This window comes from Mucilaginibacter sp., from assembly GCF_965200995.1.
GTDB lineage: Bacteria > Bacteroidota > Bacteroidia > Sphingobacteriales > Sphingobacteriaceae > Mucilaginibacter.
This window is the reverse complement of the sequence record NZ_OZ241743.1, coordinates 3,207,402-3,224,297: the sequence shown is the minus strand read 5'-3', so window position 1 is coordinate 3,224,297 and position 16,896 is coordinate 3,207,402. Positions and strand designations below refer to the sequence as shown.

Annotated in this window: 22 protein-coding genes; 9 read left to right on the top strand and 13 right to left on the bottom strand. The window is 44.0% G+C overall.

Annotation, left to right across the window (positions count from 1 at the left end; all coding sequences use genetic code 11):
- Positions 1-2 precede the first annotated feature (2 nt).
- Positions 3-572, bottom strand: a complete 570-nt coding sequence (locus ACY652_RS15070) for an RNA polymerase sigma factor (RefSeq protein WP_462265212.1) — start codon at positions 570-572, stop codon at positions 3-5.
- Between the two features lie 129 nt (positions 573-701).
- Between ACY652_RS15070 and ACY652_RS15065 the strand changes: the two genes are divergently transcribed.
- Positions 702-917 (top strand): hypothetical protein, encoded by a 216-nt coding sequence (locus ACY652_RS15065; RefSeq protein WP_462265211.1) that lies wholly within the window; start codon positions 702-704, stop codon positions 915-917.
- Between the two features lie 95 nt (positions 918-1,012).
- A complete protein-coding gene (locus ACY652_RS15060; RefSeq protein ID WP_462265210.1) occupies positions 1,013-1,282 on the top strand; it encodes a hypothetical protein in 270 nt (89 codons plus the stop codon).
- Between the two features lie 102 nt (positions 1,283-1,384).
- Here ACY652_RS15060 and ACY652_RS15055 read toward each other — a convergent pair whose 3' ends face one another.
- Positions 1,385-1,573 (bottom strand): hypothetical protein, encoded by a 189-nt coding sequence (locus ACY652_RS15055; protein ID WP_462265209.1) that lies wholly within the window; start codon positions 1,571-1,573, stop codon positions 1,385-1,387.
- A 116-nt stretch (positions 1,574-1,689) separates the two neighbouring features.
- On the bottom strand, positions 1,690-2,016 hold the full coding sequence (locus ACY652_RS15050) for a hypothetical protein (RefSeq protein WP_462265208.1): 327 nt from the start codon (positions 2,014-2,016) through the stop codon (positions 1,690-1,692).
- A 76-nt stretch (positions 2,017-2,092) separates the two neighbouring features.
- On the opposite strand from ACY652_RS15050, the gene ACY652_RS15045 reads away from it, so the two are divergent.
- A complete protein-coding gene (locus ACY652_RS15045; protein WP_462265207.1) occupies positions 2,093-2,530 on the top strand; it encodes a hypothetical protein in 438 nt (145 codons plus the stop codon).
- Between the two features lie 47 nt (positions 2,531-2,577).
- On the opposite strand, the gene ACY652_RS15040 is transcribed toward ACY652_RS15045, so the two are convergent.
- The 4 genes from ACY652_RS15040 to ACY652_RS15025 form a co-directional block, all read right to left on the bottom strand.
- Positions 2,578-3,030, bottom strand: coding sequence for a PA2169 family four-helix-bundle protein (locus tag ACY652_RS15040; RefSeq protein WP_462265206.1), 453 nt, complete (start codon positions 3,028-3,030; stop codon positions 2,578-2,580).
- 52 nt (positions 3,031-3,082) lie between these two features.
- A complete protein-coding gene (locus tag ACY652_RS15035) occupies positions 3,083-3,247 on the bottom strand; it encodes a hypothetical protein (protein WP_462265205.1) in 165 nt (54 codons plus the stop codon).
- A 94-nt stretch (positions 3,248-3,341) separates the two neighbouring features.
- On the bottom strand, positions 3,342-4,559 hold the full coding sequence (locus ACY652_RS15030) for an alpha/beta hydrolase (RefSeq protein ID WP_462265204.1): 1,218 nt from the start codon (positions 4,557-4,559) through the stop codon (positions 3,342-3,344).
- A 77-nt stretch (positions 4,560-4,636) separates the two neighbouring features.
- The gene (locus ACY652_RS15025) at positions 4,637-5,122 is read right to left on the bottom strand and encodes a hypothetical protein (RefSeq protein WP_462265203.1); all 486 of its coding nucleotides are present in this window, start codon (positions 5,120-5,122) and stop codon (positions 4,637-4,639) included.
- A gap of 309 nt (positions 5,123-5,431) precedes the next feature.
- Here ACY652_RS15025 and ACY652_RS15020 point away from each other — a divergent pair, with 309 nt between their 5' ends.
- The 3 genes from ACY652_RS15020 to mqnC all read left to right on the top strand — a co-directional run bounded on the left by ACY652_RS15020 (position 5,432) and on the right by mqnC (position 8,449).
- Positions 5,432-5,656, top strand: coding sequence for a hypothetical protein (locus ACY652_RS15020; protein ID WP_462265202.1), 225 nt, complete (start codon positions 5,432-5,434; stop codon positions 5,654-5,656).
- A 64-nt stretch (positions 5,657-5,720) separates the two neighbouring features.
- Positions 5,721-7,211 carry an ATP-binding cassette domain-containing protein gene (locus ACY652_RS15015; RefSeq protein WP_462265201.1) on the top strand — a complete coding sequence of 497 codons (1,491 nt, stop codon included), beginning with the start codon at positions 5,721-5,723 and terminating at the stop codon, positions 7,209-7,211.
- Between the two features lie 113 nt (positions 7,212-7,324).
- The gene (gene mqnC, locus ACY652_RS15010; RefSeq protein ID WP_462265200.1) at positions 7,325-8,449 is read left to right on the top strand and encodes a cyclic dehypoxanthinyl futalosine synthase; all 1,125 of its coding nucleotides are present in this window, start codon (positions 7,325-7,327) and stop codon (positions 8,447-8,449) included.
- Positions 8,450-8,521: 72 nt separating this feature from the next.
- Here mqnC and ACY652_RS15005 read toward each other — a convergent pair whose 3' ends face one another.
- On the bottom strand, positions 8,522-9,373 hold the full coding sequence (locus ACY652_RS15005; RefSeq protein ID WP_462265199.1) for a ferritin-like domain-containing protein: 852 nt from the start codon (positions 9,371-9,373) through the stop codon (positions 8,522-8,524).
- A 24-nt stretch (positions 9,374-9,397) separates the two neighbouring features.
- Positions 9,398-10,093 carry a ferritin-like domain-containing protein gene (locus ACY652_RS15000; protein ID WP_462265198.1) on the bottom strand — a complete coding sequence of 232 codons (696 nt, stop codon included), beginning with the start codon at positions 10,091-10,093 and terminating at the stop codon, positions 9,398-9,400.
- A gap of 317 nt (positions 10,094-10,410) precedes the next feature.
- On the opposite strand from ACY652_RS15000, the gene ACY652_RS14995 reads away from it, so the two are divergent.
- The 3 genes from ACY652_RS14995 to ACY652_RS14985 all read left to right on the top strand — a co-directional run bounded on the left by ACY652_RS14995 (position 10,411) and on the right by ACY652_RS14985 (position 13,201).
- Positions 10,411-11,229 (top strand): IS5 family transposase, encoded by an 819-nt coding sequence (locus tag ACY652_RS14995; protein WP_462265197.1) that lies wholly within the window; start codon positions 10,411-10,413, stop codon positions 11,227-11,229.
- An 83-nt stretch (positions 11,230-11,312) separates the two neighbouring features.
- Positions 11,313-11,873, top strand: coding sequence for an SMC-Scp complex subunit ScpB (gene scpB / locus ACY652_RS14990; RefSeq protein ID WP_462265196.1), 561 nt, complete (start codon positions 11,313-11,315; stop codon positions 11,871-11,873).
- A gap of 206 nt (positions 11,874-12,079) precedes the next feature.
- Positions 12,080-13,201: a GNAT family N-acetyltransferase gene (locus tag ACY652_RS14985; RefSeq protein WP_462265195.1), complete on the top strand. Its 1,122-nt coding sequence runs from the start codon at positions 12,080-12,082 to the stop codon at positions 13,199-13,201.
- Between the two features lie 50 nt (positions 13,202-13,251).
- On the opposite strand, the gene ACY652_RS14980 is transcribed toward ACY652_RS14985, so the two are convergent.
- The 4 genes from ACY652_RS14980 to tpiA form a co-directional block, all read right to left on the bottom strand.
- Positions 13,252-13,593, bottom strand: coding sequence for a helix-turn-helix domain-containing protein (locus tag ACY652_RS14980; protein ID WP_462265194.1), 342 nt, complete (start codon positions 13,591-13,593; stop codon positions 13,252-13,254).
- A 71-nt stretch (positions 13,594-13,664) separates the two neighbouring features.
- Positions 13,665-15,032, bottom strand: a complete 1,368-nt coding sequence (locus ACY652_RS14975) for a UDP-N-acetylmuramate--L-alanine ligase (protein WP_462265193.1) — start codon at positions 15,030-15,032, stop codon at positions 13,665-13,667.
- 60 nt (positions 15,033-15,092) lie between these two features.
- The gene (gene prmA, locus ACY652_RS14970; protein ID WP_462265192.1) at positions 15,093-15,929 is read right to left on the bottom strand and encodes a 50S ribosomal protein L11 methyltransferase; all 837 of its coding nucleotides are present in this window, start codon (positions 15,927-15,929) and stop codon (positions 15,093-15,095) included.
- Between the two features lie 179 nt (positions 15,930-16,108).
- Positions 16,109-16,873 (bottom strand): triose-phosphate isomerase, encoded by a 765-nt coding sequence (gene tpiA, locus ACY652_RS14965; RefSeq protein ID WP_462265191.1) that lies wholly within the window; start codon positions 16,871-16,873, stop codon positions 16,109-16,111.
- Between the last annotated feature and the right edge of the window lie 23 nt (positions 16,874-16,896).

Below are 16,896 nucleotides of genomic sequence, written 5' to 3'. Positions count from 1 at the left end.
TTTTACTGCTGAAAAAATAACTTCTTCAGCCGTTGCAGGCATTTGTACTTCTGCGTTTTGGCGTTATCAGCGTTGGTATATCCAAAGCGTTCACAAATCTCCGCCATTGATTTGTTCTGTATATAAAAATCGTCAATAATGGTACGGCAGGGTTCTCCCAGCTGTTCCATAGCTACCTGCATTTTATCAAACTGCAGGCTGCGTTCGGCATGGTCATCCACCTCCTCCTCTACCGGCAAATACTCCTGGTAATCCTTAATATCACTGGTGGCATAACGGCTGTTATAAGTTAAGCGTTTTAACCATAACCGGCGGCAAACCGAGTAAATAAAGGTTTTCAGCTTACTGCTCAGTTCAAAATTACCGGCTTTTACCTTATTGTAAAGAACAATGATCGCTTCCTGATAAATATCCTTGGCATCATCCTGCGAACCGTTGTTATTCAGCACCAGCTGCAATATCATTGGGAAATAGGCGGCATACAAACGCTTCAGCATTTGTTCCGAGTTGTTTAATATCCCGAGGATGGCTTCGCTATCCGTTGGTACAGACTTATTTACCGGTTTACTCACTACTTAATACAATTTATGCGAAATTGTAACCCATAACTGACAAAAAAAAATTTTCATCCAATTAAAATTTAGCCGGGTTACTTTTCGACGATGCAGGTATTAAAAGAGAAATTCAAATCAGATACAAACATGAAATCACTTACAAAATTTGCCGCTGTTGCTGTTATCGCTGCTGCTTTCGCTTCCTGCTCAGGTAATGGTAAAACATCATCAACTGATACTACAAACGTTAAAACCGACTCCTCTGTAACTACAACCACTACTACCGCTGTTGATTCAACTACAAAGGCAGACTCAGGAAAGATCGACACTTCTAAAATGGCCGATACTACCAAAAAAATGTAATTATACGCTATTGGTCATTTTATAAAGGTAACCCCGGTTAAGGGTTACCTTTTTTTATAACAGGTATTAAATCTAAACACTAAAAGTTTAAAATCATGAAAAAAACATTTAAAACTGCCGTAGCGGTACTGAGCGTAATGATTGCCCTGTCTGCCTGTGGAAACGGGGATAAAGGAAAAAACGGTGGCGACTCTACCCAAACAACCAGCGCTGCCCCTGAAGACAGTGCAGCCCATTCTGATTCTACCAGAAAGGATACTACGGTTGTTAAAACTGATACCGCATTTACCCCTGATGGCGTAGATACCATTAAAAAATCCGTTATTAAAACCAGCACCGTAAAAAAGACAACTACAAAGCACTGATTTTAAATTAGTTAGAAAATATTTACTCTTTTTTACCAATTATTATAAAAAAGGCGGGTTACCTTTTTAACATTGAAGTATTAAAGGGTAATTAATCACCTTTTAAAAAAATATTAAAATGAAAAATGCATTCAAATTAGGCGTATTAGCCTTAGCTTTATCTTCAATGGTTGCTTGTAAAGGTTCTGGTTCAGCATCAGGTTCTGATTCAACTGCTACTACTGATTCTTCTTCAAGTTCAACTATGAGCACTGATACCTCTGCTAAAATGAGCACTGATACTTCTGCCATGAAAGCTGACACTTCTAAAATGGCTGATACTACCAAAAAAATGTAATATCATTCCTTTTAACATAAAAGCCCCGGAATCAACTTCCGGGGCTTTTATGTTTTGTAGCGATTGCTGTTTATTTTTTAGCAGTAGAGTCTTTTTTAGCTTTTGCGGTATCGGCAGTGGCCACAGGGGCAGCCGCTGCTGCGGGTTTACCGGTATAATAAGTGTGTTTAGCAGTATCTTTAACAATGGTGGTTCCGCCCGAACCTGCATCTTCAACCATAGAAGCGCTACCGGTTTGGGTAGTCATTGCCGAAGTATCAATTACCTTGGCACGCACATCATAATTAGGGATATTTCTCACAGAGTCAACTCCCCCGGTGGCAGCATGATCGCCGCTGCATGACTGTAGGCTAAAAGCAGCAGCGCCGGTAAGGATGAGGCCGAATATTTTTTTCATTGCAGATTTTATTTTTATCGTTATTAATTAGACAATTGTACTATTGAGTTGTTTGTACCTGCAAATCTATAAAACTATGAAATATTCAGACTGGAAATTATTAACTAATGACGAAAAGCGGCAGGTGAAGTTACGTCATCGTCCGCCCGTTCGCATTGCCAGTATATTTTTTGGTTTATTTCTGCTGCTTTTATTGGTGGTAGTATATAAGACATTAACCAACCGCACAGTGCATGTTAACCGTAACCCCACTGCCGATGAGGCTTATGCAGTGGCTAAGCAGTTTGTACAGCAACGGCTTAAACTGCCGCAAACCGCTGTATTTCCGCATAAAGCGCAACAGGCCGATGTTGATACCGAACATCAGATATATCAACTCCGGTCTTCTGTAAAATCGCAGGAAACAAACGGTAAGCAAGTAACTGCCAACTGGGCAATCAAACTCTTATATACCGGCGGCGACTGGGAAGACCAGCGTAGCTGGCAAGTTAAAAAGCTACAGTTTACCCCATAAAAAAAGCATCCGTTTTTCGGATGCTTTTTTTGTAGACGTTGCAAAAGTTAGGCAGCGTCGCGCAGGGCTTTGATCTCATTATGAGAAGCCAGAATCTTTTGCTGCTGCTCAGATAAAATATCCTTAACGTAAGCCGGCAGTTCTTCATCTTCAATGGCAGTGGTGTACGCTTTTTTAATGGCATCCTCCCCGGTTTCACATTCTTCAAGCACACTTTTTTCGTTATCGCTGGTAAAGAACGCCTTTACACTTAACCAGGTACGGTGCAAATCACCACTGGTGGTATTGGTATCTTCAATATCTTTTCTGAACGTCTGAATTTCAGTACCCAGGGCCATTTTATTGTGGTGGCTCTCGCCGATGATGCGGGTGAAAATGGCTTTTAAATCTTCATGGCCATCACCAATCTTTTTAGTAGCCTTCTCATAACCGTTTATACGGTCATTATTGATATTTACTAAATCGTTAAGTACTTCTACGGTATGACTTGCGTTGTTCATTGCGGTATGATATAAGTTAATTGATTGTTTTGAGTTAAGTAAGCCGTTTCAATTACTTGCGGTTGAACATAGATACAATCCAGATGATAAGGCCGATAACCACTACCACAGCAATAATAGCAGTTACAAATCCGGCTTTAAAAATACCCTCAATGGCAGAACAGCTGCTTAGCAGCATTAATGCCATTGCTAAAACAGGCAGCGTTAATTTTTTCATAGTGTGTTTGTTAAATATGATGTAAAAACATATAAAAAAAATAAAGCCGCTTATGTTTTCAATAAGCGGCTTTATTTTTATAAATGTGGATAAATTATTTATCGAAGGCAGATTTTAACTGACTTACAGCATAATCATTAGCATCTTTTGCCTGCGGCACTACTGCACCCATGCCGAAAAACTCATGGGTTACGCCATCGTAAACCTTACGGTCTACCGTTACACCGGCAGCTTTTAACTGCTGCTCCAGCAATTTACCGTCATCCTGTAAAGGATCAAGCTCTGCATTAATGATGGTTACCGGAGGCAGGCCTTTCAGGTTGGCAGCTACCAGATTGATACGCGGATCTTTAGCATCGGCCATCGTATTCACATAATTTTTGGTAAACCACATCATCATTGGCTTATCCAGCGGCTTTGCACTCTGGTATTGTGTGTAGGACTTATTGTTCATATCAATCTGCGCTATAGGATATACACTGATGATAGCCGAAGGCGTTTTGATCTTTTTATCGCGTGCGGCAATAGCAGTAGCCACCGCCAGGTTACCGCCAGCACTCTCACCTGCCACAGCAATCATGTTCGGATCGCCTTTTATAGAGGCTGCATTTTTGGTTACCCACTCGTAAGCCGCATACGCATCGTTGTGTGCCGTTGGAAATTTGTTTTCTGGAGCCAAACGGTAAGCTACAGATACCACCACCGCATTTACGCCGTGTGCTAAAACTCGCGGAGCCGAATCATATACGTTTACGTTGGCAATAACAAAACCACCGCCGTGATAATACACAATAACCGGCAAATTGCCTGTAGCGCCCTGCGGCGTATATACTTTCAGCAAAATATTACCGCCGTTTACCGGTATCTGCTTATCCATGGTATCCACCTTTAAATCCGGCATCGGAATTTTGTTATCCTGCATTACACCCATTGCCGCATCAGCAGCGGTGTGGTTTTTACGTGCTTCAACGGCGGTAAGCTGGGGTATAGGCTTGTCTCCAAAGCTGCCCAGCTTTTCTATTACAGCAGCCATCTGCGGCTTAATATCCGGGCCCCATTGCGGTGCGGCGCCTTTAGGTTTAATATCGGCAATTTTACCACCACCCGAAGCCGAATCCGTTGCAGCGGCAGTTGTGGTAGCGGCTGAGGTACTGTCTGACGAAGAAGCAGAACTACCACCCTTGCAGGCAGTAAAAGTAAATGCCACCGCTGCTATACCGGCAACAGTAACCAACTTCAAATTTTTAAGCGAAATGTTTGCGGCACCTGGTACCGGCTTTATTCTGTTCAAATGGCAATGTTTGTTTTCCATAGATATTTGTAAATAATAGCTATTAACTTGATTGCAGTTAATTTGTTTACTATAAATATTTCTTTATAAGATAATTATCACCCTCCGGCCAGCACCTTATCCTTAACAGACTTCTTCCCTATCCGCCGCAAGAGTTTCATACTGGCGCCTGCGGCAATACCGCCTGCCAGATAATAGAGTACAGCCAGCGCTTTGGTTTCAGGTGTACGGGTACTGTGCTTTTCGTTAAGGCCCGCAGGTTTGGGTAAATACACCGCACCGGCACCGGCAGCCAGCCCCAGGGCTGTTGCCTTAAGCAGGGTTTTTTCAGCCCCTAAACCCGCGGCGCTATAAAACACCGCATTGCTAAGAATATCGCCCGCCATTGTCAGGTAATACAGGTTGTGCTCATCAGGTACGGGTGCATCATTCTTTTTCAGCAGTTTAGTTAAGGCTTCCATTCCTAACAGATCCATCCGGGGGGCGTCTTCGTCTTTCTCTTTGGTATATTGATGTATGGCGGTAAGCACCAAGGCCCCTGCCAGTCCTCCTCCAAATGCAATCCAGCTGTTTTGTTTATTCATAGCGGTAAGTTTATTTAAGGTTTAACATCCGCAAGGCAATCAAAGTTTACATTTTATGCGACAGCGCAAGAATTAATACTTTCACACTGATTTATCTATATCGAACCCTGAAAAACAGCACTTTGGGATTTACTACAGTATTTAAGCGTACACAGTAATCTAAAGCACTTCCTATTTCGTAAATTTGTAGTACCAATATATAATCCCGGTTAACTGTAACCAATTTTATTTTTTATCGTATGTACACTTGAGTTATGTTACAAAACCCAGATTATTTTTTTATCTGATAACCGCCGAGATAGACTATATATGACTTACGAGATTCAGCCTGCAATTGTGTGTGAGAATTGCATCAAGTGTGGACGCAGGCCAGTGATTGAACAAACCAAAAAAGATTGGAAAGTAAAGTGCCCGAACAAAAGCTGCGCTAATGAAGTAAGCAGTTCTATTGTGGACATGGAGCAGTGGAACCGAAAAAACAAGCCTGATATAGACATTAACCAGCAGGGAACTACTTTTAAGCATACTGCCTAATGTTGCAGAGCGTTAAAACCCGCAAAAATTAATACCTGATTATTATATTGCGCATCTTAACAGCATGAGCAATCTGATAGCGGATATACGGCATGGTTATTTAAAATACAGTGGCCATACTGTTTTTAACGAATTAAATCTTCAGCTATACAAGGGCCAGCATTGGGCAGTGGCAGGCCCTTCGGGTTCGGGTAAAACTGCTTTATTGCAAATCATCGCAGGTAAGCGGCCTTTAAACGGCGGTTCCATTCATTATTATTTTGATGATACGCCTGAAAATTATTCAGAAGGCAGGCCATTACCTATCGCGCTGATTAATCTCAGGCACCAGTTTCGGGACAGCTCCAACACCACGTCTTTTTACTACCAGCAGCGTTACAATTCCTTTGATGCTAATGCCGCCCCTTCGGTTAATGCGTACCTGAACAAAATTGTAAGTCATAACAGTGGAATAACGCAGCTTTGCTGGACTATGGATCTGGTAGCGGAAAAACTGCGGCTGCGGCCATTGCTTAACCGGAGCCTGATACAGCTCTCTAACGGCGAAACCCGGCGTGTGCTTATTGCCGCCGCTTTGCTGAAAAACCCTCAACTGTTGCTGCTGGACGGTCCGCTCACCGGCCTGGATGCCGCCAGCCGCAATGAATTTAATTGCCTGTTCACCGAAATTGCGGCATCAGGCATTACCCTGGTCATGAGTGGTTCCCTGCATCAACTGCCCGATATGATAACGCATGTAGCCCTGGCAGGCAACGGCACAATTGTTGCAACCGAAAAACATTTACTGCCGCCAGTGCAGCACCCGGCTATTTCCACTGCGGCGCCCGAAAGCGTTAAGCAGTTGTTTTACCAGCAGTTTACGCATTATAATCACCGTACGCTGGTAGAAATGCATGGTATTAATGTAACCTACAATAACATCCGGGTGCTGCAAAATATCAACTGGACGGTATTGCCGGGCGAACGGTGGTCGCTTACCGGGCCTAACGGTTCCGGTAAATCCACCTTACTTAGTTTAAGTAACGGGGATAATCCGCAGGCTTATGCCAATGATATTACCTTGTTTGGGCGCAAACGCGGTTCGGGCGAGAGCATTTGGGATATCAAGAAGAACATAGGTTTTATTTCGCCCGAGTTATACCAGTATTTCCCCACCGACCAAAGCTGTCTGCAGGTAATAGAATCCGGATTTTATGATACGCTGGGCCTCTATCGCCCGGCTCAGGCCAGCCGTACCGCAACGGCCCGGCAATGGATGCAGCTGCTGGGCATAAATGCACACGCAACAAATTTATTTAAGCTGATGCCGGCCGGGGCGCAACGGCTTTGCCTGCTGGCCCGCGCACTGGTAAAGGCCCCGCCCCTGCTGATATTAGATGAACCTTGCCAGGGATTGGATGATGAACAGCAGGAAAACTTTAAGCAGCTGATAGATAGTATTTGCGCTGCCACGCCTGTTAGTATCATTTACGTTACCCATTATCCGCAGGAGTTGCCATTGTGTGTGCAGCATCATTTACAGCTTAAAGAAGGACGTATTTCAGGCCTTCGCTGACCTCTTCTGCCACTCCTGAAATTCAAAACGCAACTATTGGCAATACTCTTTCATCGGTTTGTCAATCTTAGCCGTTAAGCGCATAACATTGTCGTCATTACGTATCTTTGTACATGAAAACGGCTAATTTACTGCAAAGGGCCTTACAATTTGATTTTCTGAGCGTTGATGAAGGGGTATACCTTTATCACAACGCCTCAACGCCGGAATTAATGTATGTAGCCAATGAGCTGCGTAAAATTCAGGTGCCGCACGGCAGGGTAACCTGGCAGATTGACCGTAATGTAAATACCACCAACGTGTGTATTGCCAACTGCAAGTTCTGTAACTTTTTCAGGAGGCCGGGGCATGAGGACAGCTATATTACGGATATAGACACCTATAAGCGTAAGATTGAGGAAACCTTTCGTTATGGCGGGGATCAACTGCTGCTGCAGGGCGGCCATCACCCTGATCTGGGGCTGGAGTTTTATACCACATTATTCAAACAATTAAAAGACTTATATCCTGCGCTTAAGCTGCATTCATTAGGCCCGCCGGAGATTGCACACGTAGCAAAACTCGAAAGCATGAGCCATATTGATGTGCTTACTGCCATGAAAGCAGCCGGCCTGGATTCGCTGCCGGGTGCCGGCGCTGAAATATTGAATGACCGTGTACGCCGCCTGATCTCCAAAGGAAAATGCGGCGGCAAAGAGTGGTTGGATGTAATGAGGGCTGCCCATCAGATCAATCTGCCTACATCGGCTACCATGATGTTTGGCCACGTAGAAACCATTGAGGAACGTTTTGAGCACCTGGTTTGGATACGGCAGGTGCAAAGTGAAAAACCCGAAGGGCATTATGGCTTCACCGCATTTATTCCCTGGCCGTTTCAGGACGACGGCACTTTACTGCGCAAAGTAAGGGGCATTACCAATAATACAACCGGCGACGAATACCTGCGCATGATTGCCCTTAGCCGCATCATGCTGCCAAATGTTAAAAACATTCAGGCTTCGTGGCTTACAGTAGGCAAGCAAGTGGCGCAATTATGCCTGCATGCCGGCGCTAATGATTTTGGTTCCATCATGATTGAGGAAAATGTGGTATCTGCCGCCGGCGCCCCGCATCGCTTCACGGCGCAGGGCATACAGGATTCTATCCGGGAGGCCGGCTTTGAGCCGCAGCTACGTAACCAAAAGTACCAATGGCGGGAAATACCGGTTCAGATTGAGGAACAAGTGATCAATTATTAAACGAATAATAGCTTCATAAAAAAAGCAGCCGGGCAATTGCCCGGCTGCTTTTTTTATGAACTGTAGAGTGCCTTATGGTCTTAAGAACAATTTTACAATGTTGTTCACTACATAAGCCTTGTCTAATGGCTCATCATAGGCCTCTGTGGCAGCAGTTGCAACAGCACCTGGTAAAGTTGTAACATTAACACCGCCCTGGGTAACGTTATCTTCTCCGGCGTATACTACTGAAGCCGCAGCTACACCTATACCGCTGGCATTACCGGTAATCCAAGGCTTAAGCGCAGCACCGCGCAACTGGCGCATACGGCGCAAGTGCGATGCATGGCGAGCCTCAACTGAGTGAATGTTCAGGGCAGCAGTTAATACGGTTTGGTTACCTAACAAAAAGCCGGCCTGGCCTTTATAAGCACGTACACCGTTATCCTCAAAAGCTTGCGCCAAAGCCAGAAAAGTATCGTAACCTGCGGCTGTTTGGCTATTAACGGCTGCAAAAGGACCGTTGTTACTACCGCTACCGCCGCTAAAATCAAAGTTGCTTAAGGTTAATGGTGCAATTGCAGCACTGCCCAACTGGCCAACTAAAAACTTTACGTGGTTATTTTCATCCGTACGGATTAAAGCCAAACCGGGAGCCTCATTGGCACCCATAAGTGCGCTGAAACGAGGGATGTAAGTGTTATAATACACAGACTCCAAATATTCTGCAGTTAAAGCAAAATTTAAAACGTCTGTAACACTTGAAGTAGCCGTTTGACCGTATGCTTTTTTAAACAGCGTACTAAATGCGAAAGGCAGCGCAGCTACGGCAACTTTTGAACCAAAGCTGGTGATATTCTTGATAGCTGAACGGCGGGGACTTACCCTTTCCGGAAATTCCGGGTCAGCTTTAACAATTTCTTCGATTAAGTTATTGAAATTCATGGTTGTTTCTTTAATAGGTGATGATTAATAAATACCGAATGATGGAGCCACCAAACGTTTGCCAGACAGATATTGATTAGCAATTGGCACTACTTCACCTGGTGATTTTGATCTTTCTAAACTTGTACCTTCACTTAAGCTTACTACGTTGTTATCAACAAAGGTGTTGAAAGAAATCAGATCACGGATTAAAGCTGCATGGCGCGCCTCAACCGATACAATCTTGCCTGCTAATAAAAGGTAATCTGCATTAGCGATTAAATAACCTGCACCGTTATAGGCAGATACTCCCAAATCTTCAAAAGATTTTGCTGCACCCAATACACTGTCGCGGCTGCCAAAGTTGATACTGCTGAAATCAGGAGTTAATGCCTGAATTGCATTACCTGCCAGCGCAGCTTTAAAAAACTCACGGTGTGATACTTCGTGGTCGCGGATGTCTGTTAATAATAACTTTTCTGCATCGCTCATGCCTGAGTAAGGTGAAGCTACTACTTGCGTATAAAACGCAGCTTCTAATTGCTCAAGTGCATAGGCATAATTCAGGATACCGGTATCACCAGCACCAATGTCGATGGCATTAGGATCTCTTGATCTGTCTTTCTTGCAGGATGCTGCAGTTAATGCACCGGCTGCCAAAGCGCCGGCCCCGGCAAACTGTAAAAATGAGCGCCGTGCCATTCTACCGCCTGCCATACCGTTTTGGTTTGATGTTTCCATAGGTAAAAAAATGTTTTGTAAGTTGATTTATTTGTTACTGTACTACAATCTACGTACCGTTTAGTTTATTGGTTTTTATTTATATTAAAATTTACTGTATCGGTAGTACCGGCCATTCGTATGTAATCAGGCAATAATGTTCTTCTAAGCGCCGCAAACGCTATCTGTGCATCAAAAATGTGTTTGGGCTGGCAACAAAAAACTTATCCACAATGCGTTTTTATACAGAAGCTGTTTAGTATTTAGGAAAAAAGGATAAGGACTTCCGAAAAAGTAAGAGATTTGAGTTACGAAGCAAAAACGACTTAAAATTTCTGATGGAAGTCCTTGTAAGCAAAGATAAGATAGAGCGGTGGATAGTTCCGCATTTGAGTAAAGGAAAAAGAGGAAATGCGGTAGGGCCACCGCTGTGGCAGATTGTGTGGGCGATACTTTACCGGTTAAAGACAGGCTGCCAGTGGCGTCAATTGCCTTTGAAAGCGTTCTTTGATCAGGATAAGTTAAGCTGGCAGGGTGTATATTATCACTTTGCACGATGGACAAAAGATGGGTCTTTTGAGCGGATGTGGACGACCTTGCTCAAGGCTAACCACCAGCACCTGGACTTATCCTGCGTACAGTTGGATGGCAGCCATACGCCTGCCAAGAACGGCGGCATGGCGGTGGGTTACCAGGGCAGGAAGGCAGCTAAGACGACTAATATGCTTTTTTTAGCGGATAATCAGGGCATTATGCTGGCCTGTTCGGAGCCGCAGGCCGGGCAGCACAATGATGTATATGAGTTGCAGTCCTTGTTTGCCCAGTTGTTTCATACGCTGGAAAGGGCGGCAATCCCAGCTGAGGGGTTGTTCCTGAACGCAGATGCCGGCTTTGACTGTAAGACCTTAAGGGCAGCCTGCGAACAGCGGCACATTCAGGCTAATATTGCTAAAAACAAGAGAAATGAACAGCAAGCAGAAGATAATGCTTACTTTGACGATGAACTATACAAAAGACGAACGGTTATCGAAAGGACTAACGCCTGGATCGACAGCTTTAAGGCACTTCTTATCCGCTTTGAGACCAATACCCAAACCTGGGTGGCTTTACACTTGCTCGCCTTCTGTATCATCTTTTTGAGAAAAATACCCAACTGAAAACACTAAACAACTTCACATTTAAAGTTATCATTGCAGGTAGCATTTGCTGCATTTGTACCAACGGTGTTATGTATTAACTGATGGATAATTTAGAACAACAGGTTCAATCTTTAATATTTGCCTCAGAACAGGGTATCCGGATTGAAGAAATTATTTATTGCTTACAGCAAGCTTGTAATATCTACTATACAGAAGAGCAGGTAACCGCATTACTGGAAGAAATTCAAAAACGGTACGCCGATCCGAAGCTGGCCATTGAGCTCAAAAAAACCAACAACAGCTATCAGTTTTTAAGCAAAAAAGAATTTCATCCTGTTATCAACCAGTTACAGTTACAGCGTTCAAAAAAGAAACTCAGTCAGGCTGCTTTAGAAACGCTTGCCATAATTGCCTACCGGCAGCCGGTAACCAAAACAGAAATAGAACAGATACGCGGCGTAAATTGCGATTATACCATCCAGAAACTCCTGGAGCGCGAGCTGATCAGCATTACCGGAAAAGCAACTACTGCAGGCAGGCCGGTGCTTTATTCGGCCAGCGGGCGGTTTGCCGATTATTTTGGAATTAACAGTTTTGCCGAGCTTCCGCGCCTGAAGGATCTGGAACCTGGTGATAACACGATTGGAAACCAGCAGGAATAAAACCTGATTTATGTTAATCTGATTTATGTTAACCTTTATAAACACTTTTTGAATTACACCAGGTAGTGCATTATGTTGGAAAGCAGGAGCTGTAATTGCCTAAGAAATCATGATAAGTAAGACCGGTATTTTTTCGCTCAAAAGCTTATCTTTACAGGTATCCAGCCATAGCCGGATGCTTTTTAGATTATCTACCCCGTTATTTAATGAAAGTTGTTGAAGTAAAAGACAAAGCAGCCCGCAGGCAGTTTTTAGCGTTGCCTTCCCTGATCTATCAGCATGATCCGAACTGGATAAGACCTTTGGACAATGATATTGAGGCGGTATTCGACCCACAGAAAAACAACTTTCATGAGTTTGGCATCATCACCCGCTGGCTGTTAACAGATGACAACGGCGCCCCTGCCGGCCGGATTGCGGCCTTCATCAACAAAAAAAAGGCATACAACAACCCGCAGCCTACCGGCGGCATTGGTTTTTTTGAAGTTATTAACGATGAAAATGCTGCCTTTATGCTGTTCAACACGGCAAAAGAATGGCTGCAGCAGAACGGTATGCAGGCGATGGACGGGGTGATTAATTTTGGGGAGAACGATACCTTTTGGGGCTTGTTGATTGAAGGCTTTACGCCTCCATCGTACGGTATGAACTATCATCCGCCTTACTACAAAAAGTTTTTTGATGATTATGGCTTTGTTACCCAGTACGAGCAAATCAGCCATTTGCTGGATGCGCACAAACCTTTTCCTGAGCGCTTTACCAAAATTGCCAATTGGGTAAAAGATAAGCCCGGCTACGTTTTTAAACACTTCAGCAGCAAGATGATTGAACAGTTTGCGTCTGATTTTATGGAGGTGTATAATGATGCCTGGCAGAACTTTGAGAACTTTGTGCCCATTAACCGCAACACTATACTGGAAACCTTTAATAAGATGAAGCCGTTGATTGACGATCAGCTGATTTGGTTTGCTTACGTTAATGATGAACCGGCTGCATTTTTACTGATTATGCCTGATGCCAACCAGATATTCAAACACCTTAACGGAAAGCTTGACCTTTTGGGAAAACTGAAGTTCTTATACTACCGCTGGAAAGGCGTGAACCGGATGCGGGCTGTGGTAATGGGCACTAAAAAGAAATTCCAAAAGCACGGGCTGGAGTCGGTTTTATTTATTAAGGTTAAGGAGTACGTGTTGCCGCTAAACCGGTATAATGAACTTGAACTTTCATGGGTGGGCGATTTTAATGAACAGATGCTTTCACTTCAACATGCAATGGAAGCTAAACTGGGAAAAAAACACGCTACTATGCGCTACCTGTTTGCATAAAAAAACCCAATGCAGCAGCATCAGGTTTACTATAATCAGGCTTACAGCAGTTAAGCAATCGCTTTGCTCTGGCGCAGCTCTTCAAACAACTCAATTACTTTCTTTTGCAAATCAATCACCTCCGTTTCACGGTCCATCAGCTTTTTATTTACATTTTCCAATTCGTTAGCGTATTTCTGCTCATACTCAGCATCATTAAAAGTAAGCAGTTGTACTACATTCATTTCAAAAAGCGTAGCAATTTGCTCCAGTCTCGATAGGTTAATGTCGGTGATGCCGGTTTCAATTTTTGAAAAGGCCGGAATGGAAATGTCCAATCGCTTGGCTACATCTTCCTGGCTCCAGCTTTTTTGATGACGTAATAATCTGATTTTTTTGCCCAGTGTTTTCATTGCATTTAATTAGGATTAGGGATTTCTCAATAGTTAATAAAGTTAATACAATAATCGTATATAAAAATAGTTTAAACAAATTTGTGGATAACTTTGTTGCTGAGCGAATTTAAGTCAATCCCACCGAAGTTGCCCGAACTCATCATGAGCAGGTTTTTGTTAAAGTAGTTAATGCTTTCCAGGTAAACTGCCAGGCTTTCAGCGGTGTTAAAAAACTTTAAATCATCCCGCTTAAATGCAGTTTTTACGGCCTGGTCATCATAAGGTTGCATTTTTTTCTGCTCAAACGTTTTTTCATCAATGTAAACAATGGCTGCATCCGCCTCATTCATGGCCCCGGCATACTCCGCCAAAAAATCCTTATTCAGGCTGCTAAACGTATGCAGCTCCATACAGGCAACCAGCTGGCGGTTAGGAAACTGTTGTTTTACTGCATGAATTGTGGCGGTAAGCTTTGATGGCGAATGGGCAAAATCCTTATAAACACTGGTATCTCCGTTTTTGGCCAGCAACTCCAGCCGCCTTGCCGCACCTTTAAAAGTAGTCATGTACCGGTAGTAATCGGCTGTAGTTATATCCAGGCTGTTACATACCAGGTGTGCTGCCTCAAGGTTCAGTAAATTATGTTCGCCAAAAATTTCGAGTTTATACGCCTGTCCGTTATAAATAACGGAGGTAATCCCATTTACAACTTCATGATCCGGCAGCCCGTAAGGCGTTTTGTTCACTACCGATTTATTTGCGGTAATCAGCTGCTGCAGCACTTCATCATTGCTGGCATAAAACACAGTTCCGCCCGGCTGTATGGTTTGAACGAACAGCTCAAACTGTTCAATATAACTATCAAATGTTGGAAACACGTTGATATGATCCCAGGCAATACCGCTGATCACGCCGATATCCGCTTTATATAAATGAAATTTCGGCCTGCGGTCAATGGGAGAAGCCAGGTACTCATCGCCCTCAATGACGATCACCGGCGCCTCATGGGTTAATTTCACCATAGTTTCAAAACCCTGCAACTGTGCGCCCACCAGGTAGTCAAAATCCTTGCCGGCTGCTTTTAGTGCATGTAAGATCATAGAGGTAATGGTAGTTTTACCATGGCTGCCGCCAATTACCACACGCTGCTTGTTTTTTGATTGCTCATAGATGTACTCAGGGTATGAATATATTTTTAAGCCCAACTCCTGCGCCTTAAGTAACTCCGGGTTATCAACCCTGGCGTGCATACCTAATATTACCGCATCCAGATCCGGGGTGATGCGCTCCGGGTGCCAGCCCAGTTCGGCCGGCAAAAGGTCATATTTCTTCAGCCTCGAAACCGAGGGCTCAAATAACACATCGTCTGACCCGGTAACCGTGAAACCTTTCTGTTGCAAAGCCATAGCCAGGTTGTGCATAGCACTGCCGCCTATGGCAATAAAGTGTACTTTCATGTAAAAGATATTGCCTTAAAAGTAAGGTATAAGTAACAAAATTTTAGTATTGAAGCATTTCTACTTAACAAATCTGGCGGCTACCCAATCCTTCATTTCTTTGTGGGCGCTATACTTAAGTCCAAATTGAGCGGCGGCCCCGGTAATGATTTCCAAATCCGGCGATTCATAAAAGCCGCTAAGGTAGATGTCGCCACCCGCTTTTAAAACCCGGCTGTAGCTTTCCATTTGGTCAAGCAGTATATTCCGGTTGATATTGGCCAGTATGGTATCGTACTTACCATCAGGAATAGCCTCCTCCGAACCGCACAAAGCCGTAATGTTATCTGCCTGATTTAACTGTGCATTTTCCATTGTGCTTTCGTAACACACCGGGTCATAATCAATGGCTACAATATGTTCGGCATTTAGTTTAGCGGCCAGTATGGCCAGTATGCCCGTGCCGCACCCCATATCCAGTACCCGCCTACCGGTAAAGTCATGTTCCAGCATCAGCGCCATCATCATAGCCGTAGTTTGGTGATGCCCGGTACCGAATGCCATTTTGGGGTCGATCACTATCTCATACGGGTAATCGGGCCTGGCCTCATGAAACGTTGCACGTACCCGGATTTTCTGGTCAATCTCAATCGGCTCAAAATTACTTTCCCATACCTCGTTCCAGTTTTTTTGCGGAATGAGGTTAACCTCATAGCTAAACGTAAACTGCTCATAATAAGGTTCCAGCATTTCCTCTACGGTATCACGGTCGAAAGTATCCGCCGGGATGTAGGCATTAAACCCAAACTCCGTTTCTTCAAAGGTGTCAAACCCTAAAGTAGCCAGCTCATCGATCAGTAAATCGCGCTGGTAGTCTTCAGGAGAAATAAGGGTGAAAAGAAGTTCGTAGTAATTCATTGAGGTTATTTGAAAAGAAAGTCATCATCGCTTATGAGGCAGATGTACAGTAGTTATTAACACCCTGCAGTCGTTTCGACTGCAGGGAGAAATCCTCTGCCGCATACCGGCTGCATCAAGAAGATTTCTCCCTGCGGTCGAAATGACAAGTTAAAAAATATATGCGTTACCCTTTTTTCTTAATTAAACACCTTAACAATATCCAAAAAGTCTCTCGACTTTAAAGAAGCGCCGCCAATTAAGCCGCCATCAATATCGGGCTGTGCAAATAATTCGGGGGCATTTTTGGGGTTACAGCTACCGCCGTAAAGAATGGTGGTATCATCAGCTACCTGCTGGTTATAATTTTCAGCAATTTCGTTACGGATGAACGCATGAATCTCCTGCGCCTGCTCGGCCGAAGCTGTTTTGCCGGTACCAATGGCCCAAACCGGTTCATACGCCAGTATCACCTGTGCAAACTGGCTTTCGGTTAAGCCAAATACGCCCTCTTTCAACTGTGTTCTGATCACGTCGAAATAGCTGTCGTTCTCCCGCTCTTCCAGGGTTTCACCAATACAGAAGATGGGCTTTAAGCTGCTGTTTAAGGCTGCTTCCGCTTTTTCGGCCAGCAACTGGTTATCTTCGCCAAAGTACTGGCGGCGTTCTGAGTGGCCTATGATCACGTACGCAGCCCCTGTTGATTTCACCATTTTGGCCGATATTTCGCCAGTATACGCACCAGACTCCTTTTGATGGCAGTTTTGCGCACCAATGGCTACTTTATCCACGCCTTTTGCCAACTGCGATAAACTGTACAGGTGAATAAACGGACAACATACCACCGCCTGCTGCTGTCCGGTAATCTCATCCTTCACCATGTTGGCAATCTCCGAAAACAGGGCTAAACCTTCGTTATAGTCCATATTCATTTTCCAGTTACCGGCTACTATCTTTTTTCTCATAATACTTTTTGATTACACTGATT